General features: G+C 71.1%; 16 protein-coding genes and 1 riboswitch. Of the genes, 10 read left to right on the top strand and 6 right to left on the bottom strand.

The window, feature by feature from the left end; all coding sequences use genetic code 11:
- The first annotated feature begins 47 nt into the window (after positions 1-47).
- From P2L57_RS19925 to P2L57_RS19910, 4 genes are read left to right on the top strand one after another with little or no spacing between them, the layout of a single operon-like run.
- Entirely contained in the window at positions 48-1,598 is a 1,551-nt protein-coding gene (locus P2L57_RS19925; protein ID WP_275816360.1) for a GMC family oxidoreductase, read from the top strand.
- Positions 1,595-2,656, top strand: coding sequence for a quaternary amine ABC transporter ATP-binding protein (locus P2L57_RS19920; protein WP_275816358.1), 1,062 nt, complete (start codon positions 1,595-1,597; stop codon positions 2,654-2,656). The genes P2L57_RS19925 and P2L57_RS19920 overlap by 4 nt, the downstream gene beginning before the upstream one ends.
- Positions 2,653-4,626 carry an ABC transporter permease gene (locus P2L57_RS19915; RefSeq protein ID WP_372515790.1) on the top strand — a complete coding sequence of 658 codons (1,974 nt, stop codon included), beginning with the start codon at positions 2,653-2,655 and terminating at the stop codon, positions 4,624-4,626. The genes P2L57_RS19920 and P2L57_RS19915 overlap by 4 nt, the downstream gene beginning before the upstream one ends.
- Before the next feature lie 4 nt (positions 4,627-4,630).
- Positions 4,631-5,596, top strand: coding sequence for an ABC transporter substrate-binding protein (locus tag P2L57_RS19910; protein ID WP_275816356.1), 966 nt, complete (start codon positions 4,631-4,633; stop codon positions 5,594-5,596).
- 82 nt (positions 5,597-5,678) lie between these two features.
- Here the strand turns inward: P2L57_RS19910 and pdxR are convergent, their stop codons facing one another.
- On the bottom strand, positions 5,679-7,055 hold the full coding sequence (gene pdxR, locus P2L57_RS19905) for a MocR-like pyridoxine biosynthesis transcription factor PdxR (protein ID WP_275816354.1): 1,377 nt from the start codon (positions 7,053-7,055) through the stop codon (positions 5,679-5,681).
- A 155-nt stretch (positions 7,056-7,210) separates the two neighbouring features.
- Here pdxR and P2L57_RS19900 point away from each other — a divergent pair, with 155 nt between their 5' ends.
- The gene (locus tag P2L57_RS19900; protein WP_275816352.1) at positions 7,211-7,699 is read left to right on the top strand and encodes a carboxymuconolactone decarboxylase family protein; all 489 of its coding nucleotides are present in this window, start codon (positions 7,211-7,213) and stop codon (positions 7,697-7,699) included.
- Between the two features lie 71 nt (positions 7,700-7,770).
- Here P2L57_RS19900 and P2L57_RS19895 read toward each other — a convergent pair whose 3' ends face one another.
- The 3 genes from P2L57_RS19895 to P2L57_RS19885 form a co-directional block, all read right to left on the bottom strand.
- On the bottom strand, positions 7,771-8,607 hold the full coding sequence (locus P2L57_RS19895; RefSeq protein WP_275816350.1) for a hypothetical protein: 837 nt from the start codon (positions 8,605-8,607) through the stop codon (positions 7,771-7,773).
- Positions 8,608-8,619: 12 nt separating this feature from the next.
- Entirely contained in the window at positions 8,620-9,465 is an 846-nt protein-coding gene (locus P2L57_RS19890; protein ID WP_275816348.1) for a papain-like cysteine protease family protein, read from the bottom strand.
- Positions 9,466-9,784: 319 nt separating this feature from the next.
- Entirely contained in the window at positions 9,785-10,663 is an 879-nt protein-coding gene (locus tag P2L57_RS19885; RefSeq protein WP_275816346.1) for a DMT family transporter, read from the bottom strand.
- A gap of 627 nt (positions 10,664-11,290) precedes the next feature.
- On the opposite strand from P2L57_RS19885, the gene P2L57_RS19880 reads away from it, so the two are divergent.
- Complete coding sequence (locus tag P2L57_RS19880) at positions 11,291-13,558, top strand: FUSC family protein (protein WP_275816343.1); 2,268 nt, start codon at positions 11,291-11,293, stop codon at positions 13,556-13,558.
- A 269-nt stretch (positions 13,559-13,827) separates the two neighbouring features.
- Here the strand turns inward: P2L57_RS19880 and rocD are convergent, their stop codons facing one another.
- The gene (gene rocD, locus P2L57_RS19875; RefSeq protein WP_275816341.1) at positions 13,828-15,093 is read right to left on the bottom strand and encodes an ornithine--oxo-acid transaminase; all 1,266 of its coding nucleotides are present in this window, start codon (positions 15,091-15,093) and stop codon (positions 13,828-13,830) included.
- A gap of 169 nt (positions 15,094-15,262) precedes the next feature.
- Positions 15,263-15,349, top strand: a riboswitch (ZMP/ZTP riboswitch).
- Positions 15,350-15,387: 38 nt separating this feature from the next.
- Here rocD and P2L57_RS19870 point away from each other — a divergent pair.
- The 4 genes from P2L57_RS19870 to P2L57_RS19855 all read left to right on the top strand — a co-directional run bounded on the left by P2L57_RS19870 (position 15,388) and on the right by P2L57_RS19855 (position 19,832).
- On the top strand, positions 15,388-16,839 hold the full coding sequence (locus tag P2L57_RS19870; RefSeq protein WP_275816339.1) for a glycine hydroxymethyltransferase: 1,452 nt from the start codon (positions 15,388-15,390) through the stop codon (positions 16,837-16,839).
- Between the two features lie 123 nt (positions 16,840-16,962).
- Positions 16,963-17,973, top strand: coding sequence for a tryptophan--tRNA ligase (gene trpS, locus P2L57_RS19865; RefSeq protein WP_275816535.1), 1,011 nt, complete (start codon positions 16,963-16,965; stop codon positions 17,971-17,973).
- A 47-nt stretch (positions 17,974-18,020) separates the two neighbouring features.
- Entirely contained in the window at positions 18,021-18,617 is a 597-nt protein-coding gene (locus P2L57_RS19860) for a 2'-5' RNA ligase family protein (RefSeq protein ID WP_275816337.1), read from the top strand.
- A 204-nt stretch (positions 18,618-18,821) separates the two neighbouring features.
- Positions 18,822-19,832, top strand: coding sequence for a YihY/virulence factor BrkB family protein (locus P2L57_RS19855; protein WP_275816335.1), 1,011 nt, complete (start codon positions 18,822-18,824; stop codon positions 19,830-19,832).
- Here P2L57_RS19855 and P2L57_RS19850 read toward each other — a convergent pair.
- Complete coding sequence (locus P2L57_RS19850; RefSeq protein WP_275816333.1) at positions 19,744-20,997, bottom strand: D-alanyl-D-alanine carboxypeptidase family protein; 1,254 nt, start codon at positions 20,995-20,997, stop codon at positions 19,744-19,746. The two genes, P2L57_RS19855 and P2L57_RS19850, sit on opposite strands and share 89 nt — an antisense overlap.
- Positions 20,998-21,200 lie beyond the last annotated feature (203 nt).

Genomic DNA, 21,200 nt, shown 5'->3' with positions numbered 1-21,200 from the left:
CCCAGGCCCCCGCACCAGAGGACATGCACCAAAGGAGCAGCACCCCCATGCCCGTAAATGACTACGTCTACGACTATGTCGTGATCGGCGGCGGCACCGCAGGATCCGTCATCGCCTCCCGGCTCACCGAGGACCCGGCCGTCCGTGTCGCCGTGATCGAGGGCGGCCCGTCCGACATCGACCGCCCGGACGTGCTCACCCTGCGCCGCTGGCTGGGACTGCTCGGCGGTGACCTGGACTACGACTACCCGACCACCGAGCAGCCGCGCGGCAACTCGCACATCCGGCACAGCCGCGCCAGGGTGCTCGGCGGCTGCTCCTCGCACAACACGCTGATCAGCTTCAGGCCGCTGCCGTCCGACTGGGACGAGTGGGCCGCGGCCGGTGCCGAGGGCTGGGACGCGGCGGCCATGGACCCGTACTTCGACCGGCTGCGCAACAACATCGTGGCGGTCGACGAGAAGGACCGGAACGCCATCGCCCGCGACTTCGTCGACGCCGCTCAGACGGCGATCGGCGTGCCGCGGGTGGAGGGCTTCAACGCCAAGCCGTTCCACGAGGGCGTGGGCTTCTTCGACCTGGCGTACCACCCGGAGAACAACAAGCGGTCCTCCGCCTCCGTCGCGTACCTGCACCCCTTCCTGGACCGTCCCAACCTCCATCTGATGCTGGAGACCTGGGCGTACAAGCTGGAACTCGACGCCGACAAGCGCGCCACCGGCGTCCGGGTGCGCACCAAGGACGGTGTGGAGATCCTGGTCGAGGCGTCCCGCGAGGTCCTGGTCTGCGCGGGCGCGGTGGACACCCCGCGGCTGCTGCTGCACTCCGGCGTCGGCCCGAAGCAGGACCTGGAGGCGCTGGGCATACCCGTGGTGCACGACCTGCCGGGAGTGGGGGAGAACCTGCTCGACCACCCCGAGTCGGTGATCGTCTGGGAGACCGACGGACCGATCCCGGACAACTCCGCGATGGACTCCGACGCCGGGCTGTTCGTCCGCCGCGACCCGCACTCCGCGGGCCCCGACCTGATGTTCCACTTCTACCAGATCCCGTTCACCGACAACCCTGAGCGCCTCGGCTACGAAAAGCCCCCGCACGGCGTGTCGATGACACCCAACATCCCCAAGCCGCGCAGCCGTGGCCGCCTCTACCTGACCAGCGCCGATCCGGCCGTCAAGCCCGCCCTGGACTTCCGGTACTTCACCGATCCGGAGGACTACGACGGCCGCACCCTGGTCGACGGCATCCGCATCGCCCGCGAGATCGCCAAGACCCAGCCGCTGGCCAGCTGGCTCAAGCGCGAGGTCTGCCCGGGCCCGGAGGTCACCTCGGACGAGGACCTCTCCGAGTACGCCCGCAAGGTCGCGCACACCGTCTACCACCCGGCCGGAACCTGCCGGATGGGCGCCGCCGATGACGAACAGGCCGTGGTGGACCCGCAGTTGCGGATCCGCGGGCTGAACGGCGTCCGCATCGCCGACGCGTCCGTCTTCCCGACGATGCCCGCCGTGAACCCGATGATCGGCGTCCTGATGGTGGGGGAGAAGGCCGCCGAACTGCTTGCCGCGGCCCCGACACAAGGCGGTGATGTGCGATGACCAACGCCGACTCCACGACCAGTGCCCCCGTGTTCTCCGTCCGCAACCTGTGGAAGGTCTTCGGCCCGAAGGCCGACCGCATCCCCGGCTCGCCGGAGGCCGACCTCAGTGCGGAGGAACTGCGCGCACGCACCGGCTGCACCGTCGCCGTACGGGACGTCTCGTTCGACGTCCGCAAGGGCGAGGTCTTCGTCGTCATGGGCCTGTCCGGCTCCGGCAAGTCCACCCTGGTCCGCTGTCTGACCCGGCTCATCGAGCCGACCGCGGGCGAGATCGCCATCGAGGGCGAGGACGTGCGCGGCATGGACCGCGCCCAGCTGCGCGATCTGCGCCGCCACCGCGCCGCCATGGTCTTCCAGCACTTCGGCCTGCTGCCGCACCGCACCGTGCTGGACAACGTCGCCTACGGCCTTGAGATCCAGGGCACCGGCAAGGCCGAACGGCGGGCCAGGGCCGCCGAGATGGTGGAGAAGGTGGGCCTGGCCGGACTGGAGGGCCGCCGCCCGGGACAGCTGTCCGGAGGCCAGCAGCAGCGCGTGGGGCTCGCCCGGGCGCTCGCCGTCGACCCCGAAGTGCTGCTGTTCGACGAGCCGTTCAGCGCCCTCGACCCGCTGATCCGCCGCGACATGCAGGAAGAGGTCATCCGCCTGCACCGTGAAGAGGGCCGCACCATGGTCTTCATCACCCACGACCTGTCCGAGGCGCTGCGGCTCGGTGACCGGATCGCGCTGATGCGCGACGGCCGGATCGTGCAGTGCGGCAGCCCGGAGGAGATCGTCGGCTCCCCGGCCGACGAGTACGTACGCGACTTCGTCCGGGACGTGCCGCGCGAGCAGGTGCTCACCGTGCGCCGCGCGATGCGTCCGGCCGTGGCCGGGGAGGCCCAGGGCGGCCCCGCGCTGTCCCCCGCGACGCTGGTCAGCGAGGCGATCGAGGCGGTCGCCCGGTCCGGCGGCCCGGCCAGGGTGGTCGAAGGCGGCCGCTGCCTGGGCGTGGTGGACCACCAGCGGCTGCTGGCGGTCGTCGCCGGTATCGAGACCGAGAAGGTCGCAGCGTGAGTGCCGTGACCACGGCGGTGGCCAAGCCGGACGCCGGCGCCGTACACACCGCACGCCAACTGCTGGTGCGCCATCGCGGCCTGGCCAAGCTCGTGCTGCTCGCCGTCGTCGCGGCTGTCGTGGTGCCGATGGTCAACTCCCGCTGGGGAAGCGGCAGCTGGCCGCACGCGCTCACCGTCGACCCGTCGGGCTCGCTGGGCAAGGCCAGCAACTGGATCATCGACAACCGGGACAGCAGCCCGGTCTTCCTCTACTTCTTCGGCTACGTCAGCTACGGCGTCGGCTACGCGGTCCGCGCCGTCTACCTGGTGCTGCTGGCCCTCGGCTGGACCGGGGTGACCGCCGCGGCGACGCTGCTGGCCTGGCGGTTCGCCGGGCTGCGGGTGGCCGTCACCGCACTGGTGTCGCTGGCGCTCTGCGGGGCGCTCGGCATGTGGGTGCCGACGATGCAGACGCTGGCGCTGATGGTCGTCGCGGTGCTCGCCTCGGTCGTCGTCGGCGCGCTGCTCGGGCTGGCGGGCGGGCTGTCCGACCGGATGTTCCGGGCGCTGCGGCCGGTGCTGGACACCATGCAGGTGCTGCCCGCCTTCGCCTATCTGCTGCCGTTCGTGTGGATCTTCGGCATCGGGGTGCCGCCCGCGGTGCTGGCCACCGTCGTCTACGCGGCTCCGCCGATGGCCCGGCTCACCGCGCTCGGGCTGCGCGGCGCCGACGCCGGTGTGCTGGAGGCGGTCACCTCGCTCGGCGCCACCGGCCGCCAGCGGCTGCTGACCGCCCGCCTGCCGCTGGCCCGCAAGCAACTGCTGCTCGGCGTCAACCAGACGATCATGATGGCGCTCTCGATGGCCGTCATCGCCTCGGTGATCGGCGCGGGCGGCCTCGGCGACCGCGTCTACCAGGCGCTGTCCACCGTGGACGTCGGCAACGCGCTCGCCGCGGGCATCCCGATCGTGCTGCTCGCCGTCGTACTGGACCGTACGACGGCGGCGGCCGGGGCGCGGCTCGGCTCCGCCACGGTGGAACGGTCCGGTCGCGGATGGCCCGTGTGGGCCGGGATCGCGGCCCTGACCGCCGCCCTCGCGCTGATCGGCCGGCTGCTGAACTCGGCCTCCTGGCCCGGGGGCTGGACGGTCAGCATCGCCGCTCCCGTCAACAGCGTGGTGGGCTGGATCACCGGCCACCTCAACTCCGGTGTCCCGGTGATCGGCGGTACCGCGGACTGGGCGGCCGGATTCACCACCTGGGTCCTCGACCCGCTGCGCGGCGGCCTGCAGGGCCTGCCGTGGTGGTCCGTGCTGCTCATCGTCGGCGCGCTGGCCTGGCTGATCAGCACCTGGCGTACGGCGCTCACCGCCGTGCTGGCGATGGCCGCGATCGGGGTGCTCGGGGTGTGGAGCGTGTCGCTGGACACCCTCTCCCAGGTGCTGGCCGCGCTGGCGGTGACCCTGGTCGTCGGCATCGCGGTCGGCATCGTGGCGGCACGCAGCCGCCGGGTCGAGGCGCTGCTGCGACCGGTGCTGGACGTCTTCCAGACCATGCCGCAGTTCGTGTACCTGATCCCGGTCGTCGCGCTGTTCGGCGCGGGCCGCGCGGCCGGAGCGGCGGCAGCCGTGGCGTACGCGGTGCCCGCCGTCGTACGTATCACCACCCAGGGCCTGCAGCAGGTCGACCCCGGCGCGATGGAGGCGGCGCGCTCGCTCGGCGCGACCGGCCGCCAGCAGCTGCGTCAGGTCCAACTTCCGCTCGCCCGACCGGCGTTGCTGCTCGCGGTCAACCAGGGCGTGGTCCTGGTGCTGGCGGTCGTCGTCATCGCGGGCATGATCGGCGGCGGCGCCCTCGGCTACAACGTGGTCTTCGGCCTGGCACAGGGCGATCTGGCGACCGGCCTCATCGGCGGTACGGCCATCGTCTGCCTCGGCCTGATGCTGGACCGCGTGACGCAGCCCGCCGCCGCCACCAAGGAGCGCTGAACCCATGGCTCGTAGAAAATTGCTCGGCGCCCTGCTCGCCGCTGGTGTGCTGCTCACCGCCACCGGTTGCGGCGCGGCCGACATGACCAAGCAGACGTCGCCGTACGCGAACGTGTCCGGCGCGAAGACGGTCACCCTGTCCGTGCAGTCGTGGGTGGGCGCCGAGTCCAATGTGGCCGTCGCGCAGTACCTGTTGGAGCACGAGCTCGGGTACCGGGTGGACACCGTCCAGGTCGACGAGGTCCCCGCGTGGGACGCGCTCAGCCAGGACCGCGTCGACGCGATCCTGGAGGACTGGGGTCACCCGGACCAGGAGAAGCGGTACGTCCACGACAAGAAGACCATCGTCTCCGCCGGGGACGAGGGCGTCACCGGCCACATCGGCTGGTGGGTGCCCAAGTATCTGGCCGATGAGCACCCGGACATCCTGGACTGGCACAACCTCAACAAGTACGCGAGCCTCTTCCGCACGGCGGAAAGCGGCAGCAAGGGCCAGCTGCTGGACGGCTCGCCGTCCTATGTCACCAACGACAAGGCGCTGGTGAACAATCTGCACCTGGACTACCAGCCGGTGTTCGCGGGTTCCGAGGCCGCGCAGATCACCCAGATCAAGCAGTTCGCGCAGCAGAAGAAGCCGTTCCTGACCTACTGGTACATGCCTCAGTGGCTGTTCAACGAGGTACCGATGGTCGAGGTCAAGCTCCCGCCGTACACGGACGCGTGCGCTGCCAAGGCGCCCGCGGACATCGACTGTGCGTACCCCACCACGGCGCTGCAGAAGTATCTGAACGCCGACTTCGCCAAGCACGGTGGGAAGGCCGCGCAGTTCCTGCGGAACTTCCACTGGACGAAGGACCAGCAGAACGAGGTGTCGCAGATGATCGCCGAGGAGAAGTTGTCGCCGGAGGCGGCGGCGAAGAAGTGGGTTTCGGAGCATCCGGAAGTCTGGCGGAGCTGGTTGCCCAAGTAGGTTTTTTGCCCACCCGCCACACCCCCTGCGGCGGTTCGCTGCGCTGCAGAAGGGTGGGCGGGCGGGAAAGAACCCTGGTCGCCTAAGCGGCCAGCGTGGCGCACAGCGCACGCAACGCCCCCGCGAAGGAATGCTCCGGCGGCGTGCCGTACCCCACAACGAGGGCGGGGCGCTCCGCGCCCGAGCCGCCGTACATCTCCATGCCGGTTACGGCGAGGCCGAGCCCAGCCGCCCGTTTGACCAACTCGGCCTCCGACGGCGAGCCGTCGGGCAGTTCGATCACCGCGTGCAGTCCGGCCGCGATGCCGGACACCCGGACGTCCGGCGCCCCAGCCGCCAGCGCCGTGACGAGGCGGTCCCGGCGCTGCCGGTACCGCAGCCGCATCCGCCGCACATGGCGGTCGTACGCCCCGCCCGCGATCAGCTCCGCAAGCGTCAACTGGTCGATAACCGGCGACTGCCGGTCGGCGAGCCGCTTCTGCCGCACCACGGGTTCCATCAGCCGCTCAGGCACCACCAGCCACGCCAGTCGTACGCCCGGAGCCAGGCTCTTGCTGGCGGTGCCCGCGTACACGACATTGGCCGGATCAAGACCCTGGAGCGCCCCGACCGGCTGCCGGTCGTAGCGGAACTCGCCGTCGTAGTCGTCCTCGATCACCACGCCACCCGTCGCATGCGCCCAGGCCACGGCGGCCGTACGGCGCTCCGGCGAGAGCGCCACCCCGGAGGGGAACTGGTGCGCGGGCGTCAGCAGGACCGCGTCCGCCGGCTGACCGGCCAGCGCGCCGATGTCGGCGCCGTACTCGTCCACCGGCAGCGGGGTGGTGGCCAGGCTGGAGGCGCGCAGCACGGTAAGGGTGTCGGGAAAGCCCAGCGCCTCCACGGCGATCCGCTGGCCGCCCAGTTCCACCAGTGCCTTCCCCAGCAGCCCTATGGCCTGCACGTATCCCGTACAGACCATGATCAGGTCCGGATCGGCCCGGACCCCGCGCACCCGTGACAGGTACTCGGCGAGCGCCTGGCGCAGTTCCTCCCGGCCGCGCGGATCGGTGTAGCCGAAGGCGTCGTGCGGTGCCTTGGCCATCGCCTGCCGGGTGGCGGCGACCCATGCGGTGCGCGGGAACGACGACAGGTCCGGCGAACCCGGCCGCAGGTCGTACGGCAGATGGTCACCGGCCGCCAGTCCGGGGAACGCCAGCGCCACCGACCTCGACACCGGCGTCTGCGGCCGGGCGCCCGGCGCCACACGTGTCCCGGATCCCTGACGGGCCGTCAACCACCCCTCGGCGACCAGCTGTCCGTACGCGTCGGCGACCGTGTTGCGGGCCAGGCCGAGGTCCTGGGCGAGCGCTCTGGACGACGGCAGCCGGGTGCCCGGCGCCAGTCTCCCGTCGCGTACCGCGCTACGTAGCGCCGCCTCCAGGCCGCTGCGCAACCCGCCGCCGGAGCGGAGTTCCAAATGCAGGTCAAGTCCATGACTGGAGGGGTCCGAATGGGGCCTTCCCCTGTCATGCTGCCTGCCACGCCGGTCAGTACCGTCCGGTCGATTGGCCCGTTCACACACACCGCAAGTGGACCATGCGCGCAGACCAGCGCGCACCTACGGTGGATGTCATGACGACAACCGTGAACCCCGCAGAAGCCCTGGTCCCCGCCCCCGCCCCGCGGATCGCGCTGGGGAAGCTGGTCCCCGACTTCTACAAGGCGATGGTCGCCCTCGACCGCGCCGCGTCGGACGGCCTCGACCCGGACGTCCGGGAGCTCATCAAGATCCGCGCCTCGCAGCTCAACGGCTGCGCGTACTGCCTCGACATGCACACCCGGGACGCGCGCAGCCAGGGAATGTCGGAGCAGAAGGTGATCGGCGTCGCGGTCTGGCGGGACACCCCGTTCTTCACCGCCCGCGAGCGCGCCGCCCTCGCCCTCACCGAGGCCGTCACCCGGCTCGGCGAGCACGGCGTTCCGGACGAGGTCTACGACGAGGCCGCCGGCCTCTTCGACGAGCGGGAGCTGAGCCGGGTGCTGGCGATGGCCATCACCATCAACGCCTGGAACCGCATCGGCGTGGCGACCCGTCTCACCCCGGCCCACCGGCACGCGTAAGCAGCCCGGCACGGGGGTCGGGCGCCATGCCCCGCCGCGCCGCGGCGGGGCGGGGCACGGCATGCAGGGCGTCAACCGGACTGTGCCCGCCGGCGTACGGCGAGGGTGCCGCCGGTCAGTACGAGGGCGAGGGCCGCGCCCGAACCGCCGAGCAGCAGCGGGGTCGAGGACGACGCGGGCTGGTGCGCCGGGGCGGCGAGGCCGTACCCCCCTGCGAGGCCCTTCCGGTCGTATCCGGAACCCGGCAGCTTGTCGGCGTAACGGCCGTGCACCAGCTTCTGATACGCGCTGAGCGACATCGTCCGCTTGCCGCCGAAGGCAGAGACCGCCTCCTGGTTGAGCGGTTCGACGTTGCCGCCCTTGAGGCGGTACCAGGCGTGGATCTGCGGCTCGCTGAACACCGTCGAGCTGGGGGTGGACTGGTCGGCGTAGCCGACGTCGCTGCCGCCGTCGCGTACTCCGGCCAGATGCCAGGCGTTGCCCTTCGGGCCGGTGGAGAGCAGGACGGTGGCCTGGTGACCGTTGGCGCCGTGCACCAGGGACGCCAGATAGGACAGCCGTACCGCGCTGCCCGGTGTGGGCTGGGTCTTGCCGTTGACGAAGTCCGGCGTGATCTCGTACAGCGCGACCGGGTCGTTGAGGCTGAACGACTGCCGGGCGTCGCGCGCCCCGGCGCTCATCGGCGCCTCCGGCTGGCCGCCGTCGGTGCCGACGTTCGCCGTGGTACCGAGGAACCGGGACACGGTGTCATGGACCTGAGCCGACTGCAGCACCTGGCGCGCGCCCTGGTAGTCAGGGACGCCCGAGGGCCCGTCGGCAGCCTGGGCCTGGGGGCATACGGCGAGCAGGATCGCCGACACACTGAGTGACAGACCGCAGGCCAGGCCTGGAATTCTTTTGCTGCGCATTTGCCGCCCGCCTTAGCTGTAGATCCCGATACGGGAATGGGTCCACTGGAACGACGAGTTGCTGACGTAGTCGTTGTAGTTCCACCAGGTGTAGGTCTGGGTGGACGGCCAGGGATCGCCGACCGCGATCGTTCCGGACGACGGGTCGTACCCGTAGATGACATTCATATGGCCACCGCCGGAACGCCACCCGATGCGCACCGCGAACGGCCGCCCGCCGCTTATCTCGTTGCGGACTTCGGAGAAGTAGGCATTGCGGTACAGGTCGTAGCCGGAGTTTGAAAAGCCCATGTTGGACAGGGCGTTGGCCATGTCGTCGAGGGTCGCGGGTTGGTCGTTGCAGCTGAGTGAGCTGTTCTGGGCGGCCAGTTGGCAGAAGTCGTTCTGGCTGTACTGGGTGTAGCCCCAGTAATTCGCGATCGTCAGGCCCGAGGCGTCCCAGCACCATTCGTCCTGGACCTGCTTCTGCATGGAGATGCCGAGCGCGACCCGCCCGCTGGGCTGCGACGAGCAGGACGGCAGGCTGTTGGTGTTCTCGACGATGAACGCGTCGGCTATGTAGAAGGACCCTGGTCCCGACCAGATCCAGCGGGAGTCGTTCTCCACGGTGTCGCCCTGCACCTGGCAGGTCATGGTGACGGTGCTGCCGACGGTGGCCCGACCGACGATTGACGCGGAAAGGCGGGGCGCCTGACGTTCGTTGACGGTGCGGTAGTTGCCCTGGCCACCGGTGACGGTACCGGTCAGGGAATCGGCTTGGGCATGGCCGCCGAGACTGAGCAGAAGTCCGGCGGCGACCGCGGCTGTCGCGACCGCCGCCAATGCTCTCCGCACTACGGAGACGCGGGAAGCGTGCATGAGTTGGCTCTTTCGAACGTGGGGGAAAACGCGGGCACGCCAAAGACAGGGCATTGGTATGGACCGCGAACCTGCTGCAGCGCGCGTAGACGGGCCCTGCGGCAGGAATTACTACAGCACCCGCGACCGCCAGGGCAATGACTCTCCGTCAATATCCTTGAAATGAAGGGGAGTAGTCGCTGCCAGTAACGAACGAAGCCGCGGCCCCGAACCTCAGGTCAATGAGGTTCGGGGCCGCGGCTGTCGGTGTCATCCGGGTTCTGGCGCCGGTTACTCGGGGTAGCGCCTGCCGGTTGCGGTCGCGCGGTTCGCCGCCGTCTCAGCGGTCCGCCGTCACCTTCGGCGCCGATGGGTCGGCCGCCGGTTCCGCGCCGCCCTCGCCGAAGCGGGCCAGTGCCAGCGCGCCGAGTACCGCCAGGGCGTAGCCCGCGATGGCCAGGCCGCCGAGGCCCTCGCGCGTACGGTCGCCCAGGGCCAGCACGCCGACCAGCGCCGGGCCGATCGTTTCGCCGATCACCATGCCCGCCGTCGCCACCGTCACCGAGCCGCGCTGCAGCGCGGTCGTCAGCAGCAGGAACGCCGAGGCCCCGCCGACCAGCACCGCGTAGGTCGCCGGGTTGGTGGCCATGTCCCCGATGGCGAAGTCCGGAACCAGCCGCACCGCCACCGTCACCACACCGAAGCCGAGGCCCGCACCGAGCCCGAGCGCGGCCGCCCGGACGCGCTTCGGCAGCCGACCCGCGGCGAGGCCCGCCAGCAGGACCAGCACCGCCGCGCCCAGTACGCCCCAGCGCAGCTCCGGGCCGCCCGAGCTGTGGCCCTCCGCGCCGGAGGCCGCCGCCAGCAAGCCCAGCCCCAGGCAGACCGTGCCGACCGCCCCCCACTCCGCCTTGCCGAGGCTCGTCTTGAGCAGCCATGAGGCGACCACCGCCGTCACCGCCAGGCTCGCCGCCAGCGCCGCGCCGACCGCGTAGATCGGCACCGAGCGCAGCGCCACCAACTCCAGCGCGAAGCCCGCGCCGTCCAGCCCGAGCCCGAGCACGTACCACCACTGGCGCAGCGCGCGCACCAGCAGCCGTGGGTCGACTCCCGCCGAGTCGTCAGCGGAGGCGGCCCGGCGGGCCGCGACGGCCTGGAAGACCGAGGCCGTACCGAAGCAGATGGCGGAACCGAGGGCGCAGAGCAATCCAAGAAGCACGCAGTGGACTCTACGTCCACCCGCGCCCCTTCCCCGACCCCCGGCCCCCGGGCCCGCGCCCGACCCGAGCACGGCGGCGGTATCCCGCTGGGGCGACGGCGGAGGGTCTTCACCACTGCGGCGCTGCTCGCTCCGGGTCCCCCGGACCCACCCCGGCCCCCGCCGCCAGGCGCACCGGCCCCCGCTGCCCAGCGCACCGCTGCCCGCCGCCAGGCGTCAGGCCCCCCGGGCCCCCGGACCCACCCCGGCCCCCGCCGCTAGACGTACCGGCCCCTGCCGCCAGACACATACCGGCCCCCGCTGCCCAGCGCACCGCTGCCCGCCGCCAGGCGTCAGGCCCCCGGACCCAGCCCGTCGCGCGCCGCCAGACGTACCGGCCCCTGCCGCCAGACACATACCGGCACCCGCCGCCAGGCGCCGGCCCCCGCTGCCCAGCGCACCGCTGCCCGCCGCCAGGCGTCAGGCCCCCGGACCCACCCCGTCGCGCGCCGCCAGGCGTACCGTCGCCCGCCGCCAGGCGCTCCGTTCGTGCGATCCTTTAGGCGGCGGATCATGGCTGGTGGGCGTCCACGCGCGGTGGGCCGCCGCGCGGGACGGTGGACGGACGGGCAGGGGTGCGGCAGCGGAATGACACAAGCACGTCAACGAGCGCGGCAGGCGTGGACCGCTGTATGGGATCGCTTCGTCGCGTCCGACCCGGGGCTGATCCGGCTGATGGCCGGACTCCGTACGGTCGCGTCGATCGTGCTGACCCTCGCGGTGCTCGCGGCATTCCAGATCCCGGTGAACCTCCTGGTCGCGGGGGCGATGGCGGCCATGGTGGCGACCTTCGCGATCAGTGAGCCGCTGCCCAGGGACCAGGCGATCACCCTCGCGTGGGGGCTGCCCACCGGGTTCGCCGCGATGTCGCTCGGCGCCCTGCTGAATCGTTACGTCATCCTCGGCGACCTGTTCTTCGTCGCGTTGATCTTCGCTGCCGTCTACGTGCGCCGGTTCGGCGAGCGCGGAACCGCGCTCGGCCTGGTGGGCTTCCAGATCTACTTCGTCTCGCTCTTCGTGCGCGCCAGCCTTTCCGGCCTGCCCGAGCTGTACGGGACGCTGTTCGCCGCGTTCTGCTGCGCGGCGGTGGCCCGGTTCGCACTGGTACCGGCCACCCCCGAGCACACGCTGCAGCGGCTGCGCCGTGCGTTCCGGGCCCGGCTGGCCCAGGTGGTGGACGCGCAACTGGCGCTGGTGGGGGAGGCGTCACCGGACAAGGTGGACAAGGCCGTTGACGAGCTGCGGCGGCAGAACGCCCGGCTGCACGAGTGCGCGCTGATGATCCAGGGGCGGCTGGAGGACGGCACCCGCGACGCCGCCACCGCCGCGCTGCTGCAACGCCGCATCGCCGACGCCGAGATCGCCGCCGAACGCCTTGGCGTACTGCTGCTCAAGGCGCGGCACTCCGAAAGCGCCGACACCCTCACCCTGCACCTGCCGGACCCGCCCGCCCTCGACGCCCCCGCCGCAGGGTCGGTCGAGGACGAGATGACCCGGCGGCTACGCCGCGACCTGTCCGGTCTGCATCTGCTCATCACCCGGCTCGCCCCGGCGGACCGCGGCACCGGCCTCGCGGTCGTCCGCAACCGCCTGCTGGACTACCGCGACGAGGAGAACCTGCCGCGCGCCTCGCTCGCCGTGCAGGACACGTTCCGCGGCATCGGCGAGACGGCCCGCGCGGTCCTCGGCCTGCGCCTGGCGCTCGACGGGCCGCAGGACGACTCCGACGACAGCCCCGAAGCGACCCGTTCCCGCGAGGAGTTCGACGCCGAGGACGTCTCGATTGCCCGTGAGGAGGAGCCGGAGGACGAGCAGGGCGGACTGCAGCGGCCCACCACCCGGGCGGCGTTCCAGGTGGGGGTCGGCTCGGCGCTGGCCATCGTCGGCGGCGAACTGCTGTCCAGCCAGCGCTGGTACTGGGCGGTGCTGACCTGCTGGGTCGTCTTCCTCAACACCTCCTCGACCGGCGAGATCCTGGTCAAGGGCTACCGGCGACTGCTGGGTACGGTGATCGGCGTGATCGCCGGTGTGGTGCTCGCCGGGCTGGTCGGCCACCACACCTGGACCGCGTTCACGCTCGTACTGCTCTGCGTCTTCGGCGCGTTCTTCACCGCGCCGCTGTCGTACGTGCTGATGTCGTTCTTCCTCACCGCGATGCTCGGCCTGCTCTACACCCTGCTGAGCACCTACAACATCGCCGTGCTGGAACTGCGGATCGAGGAGACCGCGCTGGGCGCCGCGTGCGGGATCATCGCCGCCGTGCTCGTGCTGCCGGTACGCACCCACCAACACACCGACCAGCAGTTGCGGGAAGTGCTCAGCAAGCTCGGCGAGGTCAGTTCGGCCGCGGTCGAGCAGCTCAGCGGCGGCCCGGCGGCCGATCTGCTGGACCTGGCACGGGAGTTGGACACCGCTCTGGACGATCTGCGGCGCTCCACCCGGCCGTTGACGCATCCGATCACCCCGCTGCGGGTCCGCCGCCGCACCGCACGCTATCTGGTGGCGCTGCTGGAGACCTGCGCGTACCACGCACGCAGCCTGGCCGCCACCGCCGAACTCGTACCCAGCAGTACCCGGATCGCCGCCGACCCGCGGCTTGAGCGGGCCGGGCACCGGATCCGCCGCAACCTCGACGTCCTCATAGAGCATCTGGACGACGAGGACGCCAGCAGCGAGGTCGAGTCCGGCGCGAGCGTCGCCTCGATGCTGGAGGGACCGGAGGCGATCGTCTCCAGGCCCGGTTCCGTGACCTTCCGGGTGCTGCGGCACCTGCAACGGCTCGACGAGGGCGTGGTGGGCCTTTCCCGGCCACTAGGCGTGAAGCCCGCCGAAACCCGCCCCACCCGAGCCGCGTAGCGGGCACTGCGCGGGCCAATCCCCCCGCAGCCGCAGCGCGGAAGACGGCGCAAGGGAGTGTGGCGGGGTGTCCCCGCAGCGACCCCGGGAAGCACCGCGACCGTGCGGCGATGCCTGGAGTGAGGAGGCACCCCGCCGCACCCCCGCCCCACAGCCGACCGTGCGCGACGGCGCGATGCGGACCAGGGCAACGGGTGGGCGGGTGGGCAAAGACCCCAACGCGCACCCCAACGCACCCGCAGGGACCCGCAGGGACCCGCAGGGACCCGCTAGGCCCCCAGAACCTCACGCAACTGCGCCAACCCCCAGTCCAGATCCTCCCGCGAGATCACCAACGGCGGCGCGATCCGGATCGTGGCCCCGTGCGTGTCCTTCACCAGCACCCCGCGCTCCATCAGCGCCTCCGACACCTCGCGGCCCGTGCCGTGCCCCGGCGCGATGTCCACCCCGGCCCACAGCCCGCGACCGCGTACCTCGGTCACCGCGCCGCCGCCGACGAGCGCGCCCAGCTCGCTGTGCAGATGAGCGCCCAACTCCTCGGCGCGCCGCTGGAATTCACCGGTCCGCAGCATCGCGATGACCTCCAGCGCGACCGCGCAGGCCAGCGGATTCCCGCCGAACGTCGAACCGTGCTCGCCCGGCCGGTACACCCCGAGTACGGCGTTCGACGACACCACGGCGGACACCGGCACCACGCCGCCGCCGAGCGCCTTGCCCAGGACGTACATGTCCGGGACGACGCCTTCGTGTTCGCACGCGAAGGTCTTGCCTGTCCGGCCCAGACCCGACTGGATCTCGTCGGCGATGAACAGCACCCCGCGCTCCGCGGTGATCCGCCGCACCCCCGCCAGATAGCCGGGCGGCGGCACCAGCACCCCGGCCTCGCCCTGGATCGGCTCCAGCAGAACGGCCACCGTCCGCTCGTCCACCGCCGCTTCGAGCGCCGCCAGATCGCCGTACGGCACGATCTCGAAGCCGGGCGTGTACGGACCGAAGTCCCGGCGCGCCTCCTCGTCGGTGGAGAAGCTGATGATCGTCGTGGTACGGCCGTGGAAGTTGTCGGCGGCCACCACGATCTTGGCCTGGCCGTCCGGTACGCCCTTGACCCGGTAGCCCCACTTGCGGGCGGTCTTGACCGCGGTCTCCACCGCCTCGGCGCCGGTGTTCATCGGAAGGACCGACTCCATACCGCACAGCTCCGCCAACTCCGTACAGAACGCGGCGAAGCGGTCGTGGTGGAAGGCCCGCGAGGTGAGCGTGACGCGGTCCAGCTGGGCCTTGGCGACCTCGATCAACCGCTGGTTGCGATGGCCGAAGTTGAGCGCCGAGTACCCGGCCAGCAGGTCGAGATAGCGGCGGCCCTCGACGTCCGTCATCCACGCGCCCTCCGCGGTCGCGACGACGACGGGCAGCGGATGGTAGTTGTGCGCGCTGTGCGCGTCGGCTTCCCTGATCAGCTCGGCGGAATCGACGGTGCGACGCGCAGCGTCCCCACCAGGGGCGGTGGTGGGAGACGTACGGGCATGCATGGTCATGGGGACTCCGTTTCGTCGTGCGTCGGGAGGCGCCGCCCAGGGCGCGGGCGGGTGGCGGCCCCTTTCTATCGTCGCCCCATGTAAGGCGCCGATAAGCAGACGCCGATCAACACTCGTGCGGGTGGTGCGGCGGTGCCCTCGGCGGGCGGGCGCCCCCGTTGCTAGGCTCAAGCTGAGCCGTGACTGGCGCGCTGGGATGGGATCGACCATCGGGGAGCGGCTCGCGCAAGTGGTGCCGTGCGCCTGGGCCGACCGACCGTAGGCAGCAGTCCGCATGACCCGCCGGAGGACCTCATGGCCGAAGAGCCGACCGCCCGTACCACCGAGTCCATCGCCTTCCGCAGCGCGCTTGACGTCATCCGCGGGGTCGAACCGCGGGTGGCCGACGCCATCGGCGCCGAGCTCGCCGACCAGCGCGAATCCCTCAAGCTCATCGCGAGCGAGAACTACGCCTCCCCCGCCGTACTGCTGGCCATGGGCAACTGGTTCAGCGACAAGTACGCGGAGGGCACCGTCGGCCGCCGCTTCTACGCGGGCTGCCGCAACGTCGACACCGTGGAGGCGCTCGCCGCCGAGCACGCCCGGGAGATCTTCGGCGCCGCGCACGCCTACGTACAGCCGCACTCCGGTATCGACGCCAACCTGGTCGCCTTCTGGGCCGTGCTCTCCCAGCGGGTGGAGAGCCCCGCGCTGCACAAGGCCGGGGTCCGGCAGGTCAACGATCTGACCGAAGCCGACTGGTCCGCGCTGCGCCGCGAACTCGGCAACCAGCGGATGCTCGGCATGTCGCTGGACGCGGGCGGCCACCTCACGCACGGCTTCCGCCCCAACATCTCCGGCAAGATGTTCGACCAGCGCTCCTACGGCACCGACCCGGCCACCGGCCTGGTCGACTACGACGCGCTGCGCGAGTCCGCCCGCGAGTTCCGCCCGCTGATCATCATCGCTGGGTACTCCGCGTACCCGCGGCTGGTGAACTTCCGCATCATGCGCGAGATCGCCGACGAGGTCGGGGCGACGCTGATGGTCGACATGGCGCACTTCGCGGGCCTGGTCGCGGGCAAGGTGCTCACCGGCGACTTCGACCCCGTACCGCACGCGCAGATCGTCACCACGACCACCCACAAGTCGCTGCGCGGCCCGCGCGGCGGCATGGTGCTGTGCGACTCCGAGCTCGCCGAGCACGTGGACCGCGGCTGCCCGATGGTGCTCGGCGGCCCGCTGCCGCATGTGATGGCGGCCAAGGCGGTCGCGCTCGCCGAGGCCCGGCAGCCCGGCTTCCACGACTACGCGCGACGGATCGTCGACAACTCCCAGGCGCTGGCCGAGGGCCTGCTCAAGCGCGGCGCCCGGCTGGTCACCGGCGGCACCGACAACCACATCGTGCTGCTGGACGTCTCCGGCTACGGGCTCACCGGCCGCCAGGCCGAGGCCGCGCTGCTGGACAGCGGGATCGTGACCAACCGCAACTCCGTCCCGCAGGACCCCAACGGCGCCTGGTACACCTCCGGCATCCGGCTGGGCACGCCCGCGCTGACCACCCGCGGGCTCGGCACGGCCGAGATGGACGAGATCGCCGCGCTGATCGACACCGTGCTGGCCGCCACGGCACCGGGCACCGGCGCCGACGGCAAGCCGTCCAAGGCGAAGTACGCGCTGGACGCGGCGGTCGCCCAGCAGGTCGCCGGCCGGGCCACCGATCTGCTCGCCGGGTTCCCGCTCTACCCGGGGATCGACCTGAGCTGACCGCGGTGCGCGGTACGCCGGAGGGCGCGCGCGGGGTGTCTGGCCGGTCCGCCGACCTGAGACAATGAGGGCATGGCCTTCGACCGCCCGTCCGTCACCCACCCTCAGGGGAATGGCTCCGCCATGCAGCGCCGCCCTCGTGTGCTCTCCGGCATCCAGCCCACCGCAGGCTCGTTCCACCTCGGCAACTACCTCGGCGCCGTGCGCCAGTGGGTGGCGCTGCAGGAGAGCCATGACGCGTTCTACATGGTCGTGGACCTGCACGCGATCACCGTGCCGCAGGACCCCGAGGAGCTGCGCGCCAACACCCGGTTCGCCGCCGCCCAACTGCTCGCGGCGGGGCTCGACCCGGAGCGCTGCACCCTGTTCGTGCAGAGCCATGTGCCCGAGCACGCCCAGCTGGCCTGGGTGATGAACTGCCTCACCGGCTTCGGCGAGGCCTCCCGGATGACGCAGTTCAAGGACAAGTCCGCCAAGCAGGGCGCCGACCGCACCACCGTCGGCCTGTTCACGTACCCGATCCTGCAGGTCGCCGACATCCTGCTGTACCAGGCCAACGCGGTGCCGGTCGGTGAGGACCAGCGCCAGCACATCGAGCTGACCCGCGATCTGGCCGAGCGGTTCAACACGCGCTACGCCCCGACCTTCACCGTCCCCGAGCCGTACATCGTCAAGGAGACGGCGAAGATCTACGACCTGCAGGACCCGACGAGCAAGATGAGCAAGTCGGCCTCCTCGCCCAAGGGCCTGGTCAACCTGCTGGACGAGCCGAAGGCCTCGGCCAAGAAGTTCAAGAGCGCGGTGACCGACACCGACACGGTGATCCGTTACGACGCCGAGCAGAAGCCGGGCGTCAGCAATCTGCTGACCATCTACTCCACCCTCACCGGCACCTCGATCCCGGAGCTGGAAGAGCGCTACGAGGGCAAGGGCTACGGCGCGCTGAAGACCGACCTCGCGGAGATTTTCGTGGAATGGGTCACACCGTTCCGCACCCGTACCGAGGAATACTTGGACGATCCGGAGACGTTGGACTCCGTTCTCGCCAAGGGCGCCGAGAAGGCGCGCGCGGTGGCGGCGGAGACCCTGGCCACCGTCTACGACCGGATCGGATTCGTTCCGGCCAAGCACTAGGCGACGCGCGCCTTCCACAGATCCGACGGTTCGAAAGGGGAGTGCGCATGGAGACCAGCACGATCGGTGTGTCCATCGCGGTCCCGGAGCCCTACGGCAGCCTGCTCCAGCAGCGCCGCGCGGGCTTCGGGGACCTGGCAGCCCATGCCATTCCCACCCACATCACGCTGCTGCCGCCCACCGAGGTGGAAACCGCCACGCTGCCGGACGTCCGCCGGCATCTGTCGGACGTCGCCGAGGCGAGCCGGTCCTTTCCGCTGCGGCTGGACGGCACGGACTCGTTCCGGCCGCTGTCGCCGGTGGTGTTCGTACGGCTCGCCGAAGGCGCCGGGGACTGCTCGCAGTTGCAGGAGCGGGTGCGTTCCGGGCCGGTGGCGCGGGAGCTGCAGTTCCCGTACCACCCGCATGTGACGGTGGCGCACGGCATCGCCGACGAGGCGATGGACCGGGCGCAGAGCGAGCTCGCGGGATTCCGCGCGCACTGGACGGTCACCGGCTTCTCGCTGTACGAGCAGGGCGAGGACGGTGTGTGGCGGACGATGGGCGACTACCCTTTTGGCCACCCGAGCACGGCCACGGCCGTGCCGCAGCAGACGGCGCGCCCGGGCGCGGTGGCGTCACCGGGGGACCCCTTGCACGCCTAGGACGACTGCTCGTCCGGGCGCTTTATCACATGGTCTGGAGAGAAGCCGGTATTTGCAGAAACGTGGCGCCACGCCGCGCCCGGCGCGATTTGGCGCGGATGGCCTACCGCCCTCCGGCCAACCGACGGACCTTGCCGTTCCGGTAGGCCCTCGTCGTTTGGGCGGACCAGGAGTGCGCGCGGTCACCGAGGGTAGGCGTCGATCATGGACTGGCTGACCCGGCTGCCCCTCATCGGACCGTTGATCGCGCGGGCCATGCGGACACACGCCTGGTGCGCCTTCGAGCACGCACAGCGGGCGCAGTGGTCCCGGCTGGCGGCTGCCATCACCTTCACCAGCTTCATCGCGCTGTTCCCGCTGCTCACGGTCGGTGCGGCGGTGGGTGCCGCGGTCCTGAGCAGCAGCCAACTGCACACGCTGGAGCAGAAGCTGAGCCAGCAGGTGCCGGGGCTGTCGCAGCAGATCGACATCGGCGCGCTGGCCGCCAACGCGGGCACCGTCGGCCTGGTCGCCGGCGTCGTCCTGCTACTGGCCGGCGTCAGCTGGATCGGCCAGCTCCGCGGCTGCCTACGGGCCATCTGGGGCCAGGACGAAGACCGGGAGAACCCGTTCCTGCGCAAGGTCAAGGACGCCGGGGTGCTGGTCGGACTGGCCGCCGTGGGCCTGTTCTCACTGGCCGGGTCGACCCTGGCGACCGGTGCCGTCGGCTGGGCGGCCCGGCACCTCGGCTTGGCGCACAACGGCGCGGGCGGCGGGCTGCTGACCGTCGCCGGATTCTGCATCGCCGTACTCGCCGACTTCCTGCTGCTGGTCTACCTGCTGACCTGGCTGCCCGGTGTCAGGCCCAGCCGGCATTCGGTCGTCGTCGCGGCACTGCTCGGCGCGTTCGGCCTGGAGATCCTGAAGATCCTGCTCAGCGGCTATCTGCAGGGCGTGGCCGCCAGGAGCATGTACGGCGCGTTCGGCACCCCGGTCGCCCTGCTGCTGTGGATCAACTTCATGGCGAAGCTGCTGCTGTACTGCGCCGCCTGGACCGCCACGCCCGCCGCGGAGGCGGCCACCGCGCGGTCCGGCGGCGAGCCGGACGGTTCCGGGAAGGCCCCCGATGCCTCCCCGGAACCGTCGGCTAGGACTGGTCGCGACGCTTCGGCAGGGGCCAGCGCTTCCGTACCACCATCGTCACCCCGCCCAGTACCACCAGGACACCGGCGGTGATCCCGGCCGCCATCGCCAGGCCGCCCGTGCCCGAGCCCGGACCGGCGGTCGCGGCGGCGGAGGTGTTGCCCTTGGGCGCGCCGGTACGGCCCCCGGCGGGCTGGACGCTCTTGGGCGCGACCAGCGTGCCGACCGGCTTGACCTTGCCCGCCACCTGGAAGCCCCAGTCGAGCAGCGCCGCGGTCTCCTTGTAGACCTCGTTGTCGCCCGGCTCCGGGTGCATCACGGTGACCAGCAGCTTCACACCGTCGTGGTCCGCGACGCCGGTGAAGGTGTTGCCCGCGTTGGTGGTGAAGCCGTTCTTCACGCCCGCCAGGCCCGGGTAGGGCTTCACCCCGTCGATCCCGCTGAGCAGCCGGTCGGTGTTCTGGATCCCGAACGACTCCCGCTCCTTCGAGCCCTTCTTGAAGTCACCGGGGAACTGGGCGTTCGCCGTCGAGCAGTACTCCCGGAAGTCCGCGTTCTGCAGACCGGCCCGGGCGAACAGCGACAGGTCGTACGCCGATGACACCTGACGCGGCATGTCATAGCCGTCAGGGCTGAGTACATGCGTGTCGTTGGCCTGCAGGTCCGCGGCGCGCTCCTGCATCTCACGCACCGTCTTGTCCACGCCGCCGTTCATCGAGGACAGCACGTGCACCGCGTCGTTGCCGGAGCGGAGGAAGACCCCGCGCCACAGGTCCTGCACGGTGTACGGCAGGTTCTCCTTGATGCCGACCATGCTGCTGCCATCGCCTATCCCCGCCATGTCCTGCGGGGTGACGGTATGTGCCTGGTTCCTGGGGAACTTGCCGATCAGGGTGTCCGCGAACAGCATCTTCAGCGTGCTCGCGGGAGCCATCGGCCAGTGTGCGTTGTGCGAGGCCAGCACCTCGCCCGTCTCCGCGTCAGAGACGATCCACGCACGGGCCGTGGTCCTCGGTAGTGGGGGAACACCTGACTTGGGGTCAACCTGGGTGCCCGCCTGGGCAAGCCGTTCGCCACCGACAGTTGACATGTTCTCGGGCGGCCGCGGCTCCTCCGGCTGCTGGGGCGTCTTGGCCGGTTGTCCCGGGCGGGGCACGGCGGACGCGGCAGTGGCGGCCGGAAACAGCGCGGTGCCCGCCAAGGCGGCAGCACACACGGTCAGCGCGGGGCGGCGCAGCGCCGGACGAATCGAGAGCACCAGGTGAACGTACAGGGCGATAGCGGATATGCGGATATCGCAGAGTTGACCCGGAGGGGTGAGGAGTGACACGGCTGGTCTATGCAACCGTCAGGTGGCCGTCGGTCGTCTTCACTTCGAAACGCCTCCCGGCGGACTGACTCATTCCGGATCCGCGACGGCTGCCGAATGTCGCCCGCCGGATCGTGGGCCCTGCCATCCGT

Origin of the sequence: Streptantibioticus ferralitis (assembly GCF_029223525.1) — a bacterium.
GTDB lineage: Bacteria > Actinomycetota > Actinomycetes > Streptomycetales > Streptomycetaceae > Streptantibioticus_A > Streptantibioticus_A ferralitis.
The sequence above is the reverse complement of the archived record's forward strand: the minus strand, read 5'-3'. Positions and strand labels throughout refer to the sequence as shown.